At 72.1% G+C, this 12,326-nt stretch carries 7 protein-coding genes; 1 reads left to right on the forward strand and 6 read right to left on the reverse strand.

The genetic code is table 11. From position 1 onward, the window contains the following. Positions 1-145: 145 nt before the first annotated feature. A complete protein-coding gene (locus EIM48_RS02680; protein WP_125111023.1) occupies positions 146-2,146 on the forward strand; it encodes a glycoside hydrolase family 97 protein in 2,001 nt (666 codons plus the stop codon). 22 nt (positions 2,147-2,168) lie between these two features. On the opposite strand, the gene EIM48_RS02685 is transcribed toward EIM48_RS02680, so the two are convergent. The 6 genes from EIM48_RS02685 to EIM48_RS02710 form a co-directional block, all read right to left on the reverse strand. Next, positions 2,169-2,951, reverse strand: a complete 783-nt coding sequence (locus EIM48_RS02685; RefSeq protein WP_125111024.1) for a TrmH family RNA methyltransferase — start codon at positions 2,949-2,951, stop codon at positions 2,169-2,171. Beyond that, positions 2,951-4,456, reverse strand: a complete 1,506-nt coding sequence (locus tag EIM48_RS02690; RefSeq protein WP_125111025.1) for an alanine/glycine:cation symporter family protein — start codon at positions 4,454-4,456, stop codon at positions 2,951-2,953. The genes EIM48_RS02685 and EIM48_RS02690 overlap by 1 nt, the downstream gene beginning before the upstream one ends. Before the next feature lie 117 nt (positions 4,457-4,573). Beyond that, positions 4,574-5,770, reverse strand: a complete 1,197-nt coding sequence (locus tag EIM48_RS02695) for a DUF418 domain-containing protein (protein WP_039730881.1) — start codon at positions 5,768-5,770, stop codon at positions 4,574-4,576. A gap of 66 nt (positions 5,771-5,836) precedes the next feature. Then, positions 5,837-6,382 (reverse strand): GNAT family N-acetyltransferase, encoded by a 546-nt coding sequence (locus tag EIM48_RS02700; RefSeq protein ID WP_028914579.1) that lies wholly within the window; start codon positions 6,380-6,382, stop codon positions 5,837-5,839. A 49-nt stretch (positions 6,383-6,431) separates the two neighbouring features. Next, complete coding sequence (locus EIM48_RS02705) at positions 6,432-9,101, reverse strand: M1 family metallopeptidase (protein WP_125111026.1); 2,670 nt, start codon at positions 9,099-9,101, stop codon at positions 6,432-6,434. 90 nt (positions 9,102-9,191) lie between these two features. Further along, on the reverse strand, positions 9,192-12,326 hold the full coding sequence (locus EIM48_RS02710; RefSeq protein ID WP_125111027.1) for an efflux RND transporter permease subunit: 3,135 nt from the start codon (positions 12,324-12,326) through the stop codon (positions 9,192-9,194).

Below are 12,326 nucleotides of genomic sequence, written 5' to 3' on the forward strand. Positions count from 1 at the left end.
GCGGCGCACCGCCGCGGAGGCAGTCCGCCCCGGCGGGCCATGCCTGCGCGCCGGGTGCGCAGGTATTCCGGATCCTCACCGGTCCATGCCGGACGCCAGCCGCGGCAGCGGGTACGCTCCCCTGCACCAGGAAGGGAGCCGCCGAATGCCAGCCATGCTGCGAACCGTACTCGTCCTCCTGCTGGGCCTGCCTGCGGCCCACGCCCAGGCATCCGCGCCGCTGCAGCTGCAGTCGCCCGACGGCCGCAACAGCGTCACTTTCGAGCTGGATGCCGACGGCGCCCCGCTATGGTCGGTGGCGCGCGACGGCCAGGCGGTGATCGCGCCCTCGCCGCTGGGCGTGCGCCTGGGCGGCGGCGAACCCATCGCCCAGGGCCTGCGCCTGGCCGGCAGCCGCGCCAGCGAGGCCGACGAGCCCTACGAACTGGTGGCGGGCAAGTCGCGCGAAGGACGCGACCATTACCGCCAGCTTGAAGTCGAACTGGCCACCACGGACGGTCGCATCCTGGGCCTGGTGCTGCGCGCCTATGACGACGGCGTCGCCCTGCGCTACCGCCTGCCGCGCCCGGCGCGCGGCGACCTGGTGGTGGACGGGGAACTGACCGGCTTCCTGTTCCCGCGCGACTTCGCCTGCCACGCGCTCAACCTCGGCCGCTTCGGCACCAGCCACGAAGGGGAGTTCGACCCGGTCGCCGCCTCGCGCATCCGCCCCCACCACCTGCTTGGCCTGCCGCTGGTGTGCGCCACCGGCGAGGGCAGCACCACCTTCGCCATCGCCGAGGCCGACCTGGACCGCTATGCCGGCCTGTACCTGGCCGGCCGCGGCGATGGCCGCCCGGGCGTGGAGGCCAGGCTGTCGCCGCGCCTGGACGAACCCGGCGTGGCCGTGCGGCTGCCGCGCGGCGAGGTGGACGCCGGCGGCCATCCCACGCCCTGGCGGGTGCTGATGCTGGGCGACAGCCCCGGCGCACTGGTGGAGTCGGACCTGGTGGCCCGGCTCAATCCGCCCACGCCGATCGCCGACACCTCGTGGATCCGCCCAGGCAAGTCGGCCTGGGACTGGTGGTCCGGCGGCCTGGCCCCGGACGTGCCGGAGCCGGGCATGAACACGGCCACCATCCGCCGCTACATCGACCACGCCGCGGCGCTGGGCCTGGAATACATGCTGATCGACGATGGCTGGTACGTCGGCAGCAGCGGCGACGGCCGGTACAACCCCAGGGCCGACATCACCCGGCCGGTGCCCGGCCTGGACCTGGAGGGACTGATCGGCTACGCCCGCCAGCGCGGCGTCGGCATCTGGCTGTGGGCGCACTGGAAGTCGCTGCAGCCGCGCCTGGACCAGGTGTTCGCGCACTACGCCAGGCTCGGCGTCAAGGGCGTCAAGGTCGACTTCATGGAGCGCGACGACCAGCAGATGGTCGCCTTCTTCCACGAGATGATGCGCGCCTCGGCCCGGCACCGGCTGATGCTCAACCTGCACGGCGCCTACCACCCCACCGGCCTGCACCGCACCTGGCCGCAGTTCCTGACCCAGGAAGGCGTGCTCGGCGCCGAGTACAACAAGTGGAGCCGGCGCATCACCCCGGAGCACAACCTGACCCTGCCGTTCACCCGCATGCTGCTGGGGCCGATGGACTACACCCCGGGCGGGTTCCGCAACGCCACGCCGGAGCAGTTCCGGATCTCGTTCAAGGGGCCGCAGGTGATGGGCACGCGCGCGCACCAGCTGGCGATGTACGTGGTCTACGACAGCCCGCTGCAGATGGTCGCCGACAGCCCGGACGCGTACGTCGACGCCCCCGGCGCCGAATTCATCGCGCGCGTGCCGGCCAGCTGGGACGAAACCCGGGTGCTGGACGGGGCGATCGGCAGCCACATCGCGACCGCGCGCCGCGCGGGCCGCGACTGGTACATCGGCGCGATGGCCAACCAGGCACGCAGCATGGAGCTGGACCTGGGCTTCCTGCCGGCGGCGGACTACACCCTGACCCTGTGGCGCGACGGCGCCACGCCCACCGACGTGGTCCGCGAGCAACGGCGCATCGATGCCGACCACCGTCGCATCCGCCTGGAACTGGCGGCCGGCGGCGGCGCGGTGCTGCACCTGCAGGCGGTGCCGCTGCGGATCGCCGCGTCCGACTGAAGCGCGGCGATCCCGGGCGCGCTCAGCACCGGGTCGCGGCCCAGTGCGCGAGGAACACCGCGGTGGCCGCGGCGACGTTGAGGCTTTCCACCGCACCGGTGCCGGGAATCGACACGCGGTGCATGCAGGCACCGGCCAGGCCCGGGTCCATGCCCTCGCCCTCGGCGCCCATCACGTAGACCAGGCGCGCCGGCGGCTGCAGCGCGAACAGGTCCTCGCCGTCGCGCACCACGGTGGCGGCCGAAGCGAAGCCGGCCCCATGCAGGCGCGCCAACGCCGCATCGTTGTCCGGCAGGCGCACCAGGGGCACCGCCTCGGCACCGCCCTCGGCCACCCGCGCGGCGGCGCCGGACAGGGCCAGGGTCGAACGCTCCGGCAGCAGCACCGCCGCGCCGAAGTGCGCGGCCGAGCGCAGGATCGCGCCGAAGTTGTGCGGATTGCCCACCCCGTCCAGCCACAGCGCCAGCGCCGGGGCGCCGGGCGCCAGGGCGGCGAGCCAGTCATCCAGCGCCAGCGGCGCGGTGCGCAGCACGTCGGCGACCACGCCTTCGTGGTGGGAGCTGGCGGCCAGCCGGTCCAGGTCCTCCGCCTCGACCACGCGGTAACCGACGCGGTTCTGCACGCACCAGGCCAGCAGCGGGCGCAGCGCGTGCACCCGCGACTGCAGCAGGTACAGCTTGCGGATCGCCTGCGGCCGGCGTTCGAACACCGCCTGCACCGCGTTGAGCCCGTACAGCCGTACTTCCTCGCGGCGCGGCGGCCCCTTGCGCGGTGGGCGCGGGCCGCGGTCCCAGGGATTGCCCATCAGTCCTTCCTGGACCAGAAGCCGGCATTGCGGATGCCCAGCGCCTCCGGGTCGAACACGGGCTCGACGCCAAGCTTCTTCTGCCGCTCGTAGTCCTGCAGTGCCAGCAGCGCCGGCTTCTGCAGGATCAGGATGGCGATGATGTTGAGCCAGGCCATCAGGCCCACGCCGATGTCGCCCAGGGTCCAGGCGGTGGCGGCGTTGTGGTAGGCACCGAACACCACCATGGCGATGATGCCCAGGCGCAGCAGCAGGATCGCCAGCGGGTGCGTCTTGCGCACGCCGGCCAGGTAGGTGAGGTTGGTCTCGGCCATGTAGTAATAGGCCATGATCGTGGTGAAGGCGAAGAAGAACAGCGCCAGCGCCACGAACGCCGAGCCCCAGCCCGGCAGCACCGACTCCACCGCCGCCTGGGTGAACTGCGCGCCCTCGGAGGGTGCCACGCCCGGCACGCCGCTGACGATGGCCTGCAGCGTCTCCTTGCCGTCCTCCATCACCACGCGGAAGGTGTTGTACATGCCGGTGGACAGCAGCAGGAACGCGGTGGAGGTGCACACCAGCATGGTGTCGAAGTAGATCGCGAAGGCCTGCACGTAGCCCTGCTTGGCCGGGTGCGAGACCTCGGCGGCCGCGGCCGCGTGCGGGCCGGTGCCCTGGCCGGCCTCGTTGGCGTACACGCCGCGCTTGACGCCCCAGGCGATGGCCTGGCCGATGATCGCGCCGAACGCCGCGTGCGCGCCGAACGCGCTGGAGAAGATGTCGGCGAACATGCCCGGCACCTTGTGCGCGTTGAGGATCATCACCACGATCGCCATCAGGATGAAGGCCAGGGCCATGAACGGCACCACCAGCTCGGCGAAGGCGGCGATGCGCTTGATGCCGCCGAAGATGATCAGGCCCAGCAGGGTGGCCACGCCCAGGCCGATCCACAGCTTGAGCATGCTGGCGCCGCCGCTGGCCTCGCAGAACGCTGCGCCGCCGCCGCACAGCACGTTGCTGGCGCTGTCGGCGATGGCGTTGGCCTGCACGCCCGGCAGCAGCAGGCCGGTGGCGACCACGGTGGCCACGGCGAACGCCACCGCGTACCACTTCAGGCCCATCGCCTTCTCGATGTAGTACGCCGGGCCGCCGCGGTAGCGGCCCTCGGCGTCCTTTTCCTTGTAGATCTGGGCCAGGCTGGACTCGACGTACGAGGTCGAGGCGCCGAGGAAGCCCATCACCCACATCCAGAACACCGCGCCCGGGCCGCCGTAGGCGATGGCGGTGGCCACGCCGGCGATGTTGCCGATGCCCATGCGCCCGGCCATGGAGATGGCCAGGGCCTGGAACGAGGAGACGCCGGCGTCGGACTTCTGCCCGGTGACGGTCAGCCGGCACATCTCGGCGAATCCGCGCACCTGCATCACGCGGGTGCGGAAGGTGAACCACAGGCCGGCACCCAGGCACAGCGCGATCAGCGCATTGCTCCAGATGATGCCGTTAATCCAGGCAAGAAAAGCTTCCACGGGTCAGGGTCTCCGGCCGTCGGAACGGAAAGGGGAAGGGGCGGCGCGCGCCGCAAGGTGAAGGAAAGATAACCGCAACCCGCCCCGCCGCGCAGTGCCTTCCGGCACGGGCGCCGCTCAGGCCGGTGCGCCCTGCACGCGGCGGAACGGCACCCGCAGGGTGGTCCAGGTGCCCGCGCGCCACAGCCATTCCAGCGGTCCGTACAGGAAATGGCGGAACCACAGGTGGGCGAACGCCAGCTGCGCGGCGAACGCGGCCAGGCCCCAGAGCACGGCCTGCAGCTGGGTCATGCTGGCGTGCAGGCCCAGGCCGTAGCCGTAGAACACCGGCACGAACAGCAGCGACTGGCCCACGTACAGGCTCAGGGTCATGCGCCCGGCCGGCGCCAGCAACCGCAGCACCGGCTGCGCCGGTCCGTGGTACAGCACCAGGAAGCCGAACAGCAGCACCGCCATCACCGCCAGGTCGAACAGGCTGCCAAGCAGGCTGCCGGCCAGCGCGCGCGGCATGAACATCGCATCGCTGGCCGGCACCAGCGCCGCCAGCGGTTCGCGGGCGAAGTACAGGACCGCGGCCGCGGCCAGGGCCAGCAGCAGGCCGGCCATGCGCAGGCGCGCGAATGCCTGCGGCCGGGCGAAGAAGCCGATCCGTCCCAGCACCATGCCGGCCAGCGACAACCCCAGGATCTGGCTCAGCCGGCCGGAGCCGTGCATGAAAGCCCATTTCTGGGCGTGTCCCTCCACCACGTTGATCCGCACCGTGTCCCACAGGCTGCCGCTGGCGTACAGCGGATTGATCGCGTCGCTCCAGTAGGCCGGCGCGCGGTTGGCCCATTCCGCGCCGGCCAGCCCGGCCGCGATCTGCACCAGCATCAGCGGCTGCAGCAGCAGCACCGCCGCCAGCGCCAGCAGCACGCGGTTGGACCGGACGCGGTGGAACGGCAGCAGGAACAGGCCCATCACCGCCAGCACCTCGAGGATGTCGCCGCGGTACCACAACCCGTGCAGCAGGCCCATCGCGGCCAGCAGCAACAGCCGCCACGCGAAGCGGACGCTGAAGTCCCGGCCGCGGCGTTCCCCGGCCTGCATCAGGATGAAGAAGCTGGTGCCGAAGCACAGCGCCATCAGGGCGAAGGCCTTGCCGGCGAACACCAGCCACACCGCGTCGTGCACCGCCAGCTGGAACGGGTCGGTCACCGGCGCCAGCCAGTACAGCTCGAACAGTTCCGGCATGTGCACCATGAACAGCCCGAACAGGGCGAAGCCCCGCAGGGCATCGAGGTTCTCCAGGCGCGCGCCGCCGCTCCCTGCCATGCCGTTCCCCTCCACCGGAATCGGCCCATGGTGCATGCACCGGGGGCGGGCTGGAAGGGCCCGGGCTCAGCGCCCCGCGGCCCCGCCCCACAGCCGCGCGTACCAGTGCAGGTCGTGGAAGCGGCCGCCCTTGCGGATCCCGGCGCGGCAGGTGCCCTCGTGGCGGAAGCCGTTCTTCTCCAGCACCCGCGCCGAGGCCGGGTTGCCCTCCAGCACGAAGGCCTCCACCCGCTGCAGGCCGTACGCGGGCACCGCCGCCTGCAGGAATGCGCCGACGATCCGGGTCATGTGCCCGCGGCCCCAGTGGCGGCGCCCGAGCCAGTAGCCCAGCCGCGCCGCGTGCGCGCGTTCGCCGCCCTGCAGCAGCAGGCCGAGGCCGCCGCAGGCGCGGCCTTCCAGTTCGATCGCCCAGGCCGTGGCCAGGTCGACCACGCGCCCGGCCAGGAAGGCCTCGCCGTCGGCGCGCGTGTACGGATGCGGGAAGCGCTCGCCGAGGCCGCGCACCACCGCGGCGTCGTCGGCGTGTTCCAGCAGCGCCTCCAGGTCGTCGGCGCACCACGGGCGCAGGAGGAAGCCGTCCCCCTGCACCCGCAGCCTAGGCGCCGCGCTCATCGCCGCGCCCCCTGCGGGGCGGGGCGATGCGGCCGCGCGGCGGCCGCCATCAGCGGATCCGCGCCGGGTCCTGGGCGGCCTTGAGCGCGGCGCACAGGCGCTGCGATTCGGCCGCCTGGGCCATGCCGCGCTCGGCCCCCGGCAGTTCCGCCAGGCGCGGGCCGAAGAACGCCTCCAGGCGCTCGGCCGCCTCGACCGAGCACTGCCCGGCCACGGCCATGCCCGGCATGTAGGTGGCGGCGAACACGCCGGTGCGCGCGAGGATGCGGTCGAAGTTGGCGGTGAACCACGGCCACAGGCCCTCGCGCAGCTGCGGATCGTCCACGCCGACGCCGACCAGCCAGTACATCTCGCCGACCTTGACCACCGGATCCAGCGCCAGGTCGCGCACCCGCGCCACCTGGGCCGGATCGCGGGTGGCGGCCAGGGCATGCAGCATGGCGTTGCGCTGCACCGGATCGCCGTTGTCCGCCAGCTCGGCGATCAGCCGGCTCACCACCGGCTCGCCACGGGTGCGCACCGCCGCGCCCAGCACCTCGCCCAGCAGGTCGGGCTCGGCGGCGGCGAAGTCGAGGGCACCGCTGCCGCCACCCAGCACCTTGTCCGCCTGCTCCAGCAGGGCCGCGGTCACCTCGGGGATCTCCAGCTGCCCGCCCAGCAGCTGCACCAGGGCCGGACGCAGCTCGGTGTCGCGCGCCGACTCACCCGGCTTGCGCGCGTAGCCCAGCGCGCGCAGGCGCGGCAGGAACGCATCGCTGGCCGCCTGGCGCAGCACCTGGCGCTGCGCGTCGGTGCTGGCCAGGTTGCTCCAGATCCAGTTGAAGCGCGGGAGCAGCGCGGTGGCCACCTCCGGCGAGGCGGCCCCGGCCAGGCGGCGCATGCCCTCCAGCACGTCGTGCGCGTCGGCGTCGCCGCGGGCGAAGGCCGCGCCCAGCGCATCGGCGTAGGCCAGCTGCTCGGTATCGGCCAGCTTGGGCACCTGCGCGGCCAGGCGCGCCAGCTGCTGCGGCGGCAGGCTGAAGCGGTAGTAGCCGGTGGCGCCGGCGTTGGGCATCACCCAGCTGTCCGCGCTGGCGCCGGGCAGCGCGATCTCGCCGCTGCGTCCGCTGACCAGCCCGCAAGCAGTGCGGTCACCGCCCTTGACCCCGTAGCGCACGCACACCGGCACGCCCCACTGCTGGGCGGCGTCGCCGGCCGAACCCAGCGGCAGGTAGCGCTGCTGCTGCACGCGGAAGCGCCATTCCCTGCCCTTGCCGACCAGCTCGCCGGACAGGTACGGCACGCCCGACTGCTCGATGAAGCTGCGGAACGAGGCCTTCAGCGCCTCGCCCTTGCCGGAGGCGGCGGCGATCTCGTCGATCAGGTCGAACGCAGTGGCGTTGCCGAAGGCGTGCTTGCGCATGTACTGGCGCATCGCCTGGCGGAACACGTCCTCGCCGACGAAGGCCTCGAACATGGCCAGCACCGCCGCGCCCTTCTGGTAGGTGATGCCGTCGAACGCGGTCTCGATGTCGCCGTTGCCGGTGATCGGCTGGCGGATACGGCGGGCACTGACCAGGCTGTCGGCGGTCATCGTGCGCTGCGCGCTGGAGACCCGGTCCAGCTGCGCCTCGTATTCCGGGCGCAGGGCCATGGTGATCTTCTGCTGCAGCCAGGTGGCGTAGGCCTCGTTGAGCCACAGGTCGTCCCACCACTCCATGGTCACGATGTCGCCGGTCCACTGGTGGGCCAGCTCGTGCGCGGTGACGTTGAACGAGCCCTTGACGTTGCGCGTGGGCGAGTTGTCGTCCAGCAGCAGCAGCCAGTCGCGGAAGGTGACGAAGCCCGGGTTCTCCATCGCGCCGGCGGAGAAGTCCGGGGCCGCGACCAGGTCGAGCTTGCCGAACGGGTAGCCGTAGTCGAAGTACTCCTCCAGCCACTCGATCATCGCCGGCGACTGCTCCAGCGCCTTCTGCATGCGCCCGCCCTGGCCCCTGGCGGCGACGCCGGCCAGCGGCACCGGCTCCTTGCGCCAGCGGTTGGGTGCGATTTGCGGGCCCTCGACCACGTCCCACGGGCCCACGCCGAAGGCCACCAGGTAGGTGGGCAGCGGCAGGGTCGGGGCGAAGCGCACGGTCTTCCAGCCCTTGCCGGCCGGTTCGGTGGCGACCTCGGCGGTGTTGGCGCGGGCCACGTCCTGTTCGGGCACGGTCAGGCTCAGCTCGAACGGGGTCTTGTACGCCGGCTCGTCGAACGCCGGGAACGCCAGGCGCGCGCTGATCGGCTCCATCTGGGTGATGGCGTAGTCATCGCCCTGGTAGCCGACCTTGTACAGGCCTTCCAGCTGCTGGTTGAACGGCGCGGTGTAGCGGAACTCCAGCGCCAGCTTCTGCGCCGGCAGCTCGCTGCCGAAGTCCACCCGGGCGACCCCGGCGCGCTCGTCGGCCTGGCTCCAGCGCGCCGGGATGCGGCGGCCGTCGGCGGTGACCACCGTGGCCGATGCCACCTGCAGTTCCTTGCCATGCAGCCACACGTGGTCCGAGGCCTGGCGCAGCTCCAGTTCGATCCGCGCCGTGCCCTCGAACCGCGGCTGGCGCGGGTCGACCTTCAGGTCGATCGCGTAACGGGCCGGCACCGCCCAGTCGGGCAGGCGGGTGAGCGGGACCTCGTCGGCGGCGTGGGCGCCAAGGCAGGCCAGGGCCAACGGGGAGAGCAACAAGGGACGGAGGAACTTGCGCATCAGGACATCCAACCTGCGACGTGTGAAAGGTTGCAGGTGTACCAGTCCGGGCAATCCGGGAAAAGTGCCGCAAGGCCCCTTTCCCGGGTTTCAGCCGTGGCCGCCCACCGGCGGCGTGCGTGCTTCCAGCCGCTCCAGCTCCTGCGCCAGCGCCTCCGGCGAACGGGTGAACGGCGCCAGCAGGGCGTAGAACGCGGGCACCACGTACAGCGACAGCAGGGTCGAGAACGACACGCCGAAGATGATCACGATGCCGATCGTGGCGCGGCTGGCCGAACCCGGGCCGCCGGCCACCACCAGCGGCACCGCGCCGACCACGGTGGCGACCGAGGTCATCAGGATCGGGCGCAGGCGCACCCGCGCCGACTCGGCGATCGCGGCGGCCACGGAGCGGCCCTCGTCGCGCAGCTGGTTGGCGAACTCCACGATCAGGATGCCGTTCTTGGCCGCCAGGCCGATCAGCATGACGATGCCGATCTGGCTGAACAGGTTGAGCGTGCCGCCGGTGGCCCACAGGCCGATGAGCGCGCCCAGCACCGCCAGCGGCACGGTCAGCATGATCACCAGCGGGTGCAGGAAGCTCTCGAACTGCGCCGCCAGCACCAGGTACACCACCAGCAGGGCCATGGCGAAGGTCAGCAGCACCGCGCCGCCGGCCTCCTGGTACTCGCGCGACTCGCCCTTCCAGTCGATCTGGGCGTAGTCGGGCAGTTCCTCGGCGGCGACCTGGCGGGTCCATTCCAGCGCCTCGCCCATGCTGTAGCCCGGCGCCAGGCCGGCGCTGATGGTGATCGCGCGCAGGCGGTTGAAGCGGTTGAGGCTGCCCGCCTCGGCCACCTCGCGCAGGGTGACCAGGTTGGACAGCGGCACCAGCTCGCCGCTGGCGGCGCGCACCCAGGTGCGCTCCAGGTCGGCCGGGTCCATGCGCTTGTCGCGGTCGGCCTGGAGCATGACGTCGTACTCCTCGCCGTTGTCCACGAAGGTGGTCACCTGGCGCGAGCCCATCATGGTCTCCAGGGTGCGGCCGATTTCCTGCACCGACACGCCCAGGTCGGCGGCGCGGTTGCGGTCGATCTCCACCCGCATCTGCGGCCGGGTTTCCTTGTAGTCCGAGTCCGGGTCCTGGATCCCGGGGTTGGACTCCATGCGCTGCAGGATGCGGTCGCGCCACTGCGCCAGCTCGGCGTAGTCGGGGCCGCCCAGCACCAGCTGGTAGCGCTGGCCGCGGGTGTTGACCAGGCCACCGGGCACGTTGGCGCGCACCTGCACCCCCGGCAGCGTGCCCAGCTCGCGGCGCAGCTCCGCCACCACCTCGTCGGTGCTGGCCTTGCGCTGGCGCCAGTCCTGCAGGAACACCACCACCTGGCCGGTGTGCATTTCCTCGCTGCCACCGAAGCCGCGCGGCACGCGCGAGTTGGCGCGCTGCACCGGCTGGTCCCTACCCACCCGGCGCAGGATGATCTCCTCCACCTGCTGGATCTGGGAGACGGTGTAGTCGAAGCCGGCACCCTCGGGGCCGTCGACCATCACGAAGAAGCGGCCGCGGTCCTCGGCCGGTGCCAGCTCGCTGGGCACGCGCAGGCCCAGCGCCGCCACCGCCGCCAGGCACAGGGCCATGGCCAGCAGCAGCAGCGCCAGCAGGCGCCGGCCCGGCAGCCCGACCAGGCGCGTGACCTGGCGGCCGTAGCCATCGCTGACCCGGGCCAGCACGCGCTGGGTCCAGGCGTTGAGCCCGCGCGGCGCCGCATGCGGGCGCACCAGCTTGGAGCACATCATCGGGGTCAGGGTCAGGGCGACGAAGGCCGAGATCGCCACCGCCGCCGCCAGCGCCACCGACAGCTCGCGGAACAGGCGCCCGGTATTGCCCTCCATGAAGCCCACCGGCAGGAACACCGCCACCAGCACCGCGGTGGTGGCGATCACCGCGAACGCCACCTGCGCGGTGCCGCGGCGCGCGGCCACCAGCGGCGGCTCGCCCAGGTCGGCGCGGCGCTGCACGTTCTCCAGCACCACGATGGCGTCGTCCACCACCAGGCCGATGCACAGCACCAGCGCCAGCAGGGTCAGCAGGTTGATCGAGAAGCCGAAGGCATACAGGGCAATGAATGCGGTCACCAGGCACACCGGCACGGTGACCGCCGGGATCAGCGCCGCGCGCAGGCTGCCCAGGAACAGCCAGATCACCCCGAACACCAGGACCATGGCCTCGGCCAGGGTCCAGTACACCCGCTCCACCGAGGCCTCGATGAAGATGGTGCTGTCGTAGGCCACGAAGATGTCCGTGCCTTCCGGCAGGGTCTTCTGGATCTCCTCCGCTTCGGCGCGCGCGGCGCGGGCCACGTCCAGGGCGTTGGCGGTGGAGGTGCGGACGATGCCCAGGCCGACGTTGGGCACGCCGTTGCTGCGCAGGTAGGAGCGCCGCTCCTCCGGGCCCAGCTCGACCCGGGCCACGTCGCCCAGGCGCACCACGTAGCCGTCGGCGCCCTTGCGCAACGGCAGGTTCGCGAACTGCTCCGGCGCCCGGTAGCCGCGCTCCACCCGCAGGGTGAAGTCGCGGGTGGCCGACTCGATGCGCCCGGCCGGCAGCTCCACGTTCTCCGTGCGCAGCGCCGATTCGACGTCGCCGGCGGTGATCCCGCGCGCGGCCATGGCATCGCGGTCCAGCCAGATGCGCATGGCGTAGCGCTGGGCGCCGCCCAGCTGCACCCGGGCCACGCCGTCCAGCGCCGAGAGCCGGTCGACCACGTAGCGGTCGGCGTAGTCGGTCAGCTCCATCGTGTCCATCACGGTGGAGCGCATGTTGAGCCAGATGATGACGTCGGCGTCGGCCTCGACCTTGGCGATCTCCGGCGGGTCGGCCTCGTCCGGCAGGCGGTCCATGACCCGGCTGACGCGGTCGCGCACGTCGTTGGCCGCCGCCTCGATGTCGCGGCTGAGGTTGAACTCGATGGTGACGTCGGCGCGGCCGTTGCGGCTCTGCGACTGGATGGTGCGGATGCCCTCGATGCCGGCCAGGCCGTCCTCGAGGATCTGGGTCACGCGGGTCTCGACCACCGCCGCCGAGGCGCCGGGATAGCGCACCTCGACCGAGACGATCGGCGGGTCGATGTTGGGCAGCTCGCGCAGGGTCAGGCGCATGAACGACATGCCGCCCAGCACCACCAGCAGCAGGCTCACCACCATCGCGAAGACGGGGCGGCGGATCGACAGGTCGGACAGCTTCAT

This window comes from Pseudoxanthomonas sp. SGNA-20, from assembly GCF_003931635.1.
Lineage (GTDB): Bacteria > Pseudomonadota > Gammaproteobacteria > Xanthomonadales > Xanthomonadaceae > Pseudoxanthomonas.

Excerpts from the sequence above, each read along its gene's own strand:
- EIM48_RS02680 (WP_125111023.1), top strand. The coding sequence starts at position 146 with ATGCCAGCCATGCTGCGAACCGTACTCGTCCTCCTGCTGGGCCTGCCT.
- EIM48_RS02685 (WP_125111024.1), bottom strand. The coding sequence starts at position 2,951 with ATGGGCAATCCCTGGGACCGCGGCCCGCGCCCACCGCGCAAGGGGCCG.
- EIM48_RS02695 (WP_039730881.1), bottom strand. The coding sequence starts at position 5,770 with ATGGCAGGGAGCGGCGGCGCGCGCCTGGAGAACCTCGATGCCCTGCGG.
- EIM48_RS02700 (WP_028914579.1), bottom strand. The coding sequence starts at position 6,382 with ATGAGCGCGGCGCCTAGGCTGCGGGTGCAGGGGGACGGCTTCCTCCTG.
- EIM48_RS02705 (WP_125111026.1), bottom strand. The coding sequence starts at position 9,101 with ATGCGCAAGTTCCTCCGTCCCTTGTTGCTCTCCCCGTTGGCCCTGGCC.
- EIM48_RS02710 (WP_125111027.1), bottom strand. The coding sequence starts at position 12,326 with ATGAAGCTGTCCGACCTGTCGATCCGCCGCCCCGTCTTCGCGATGGTG.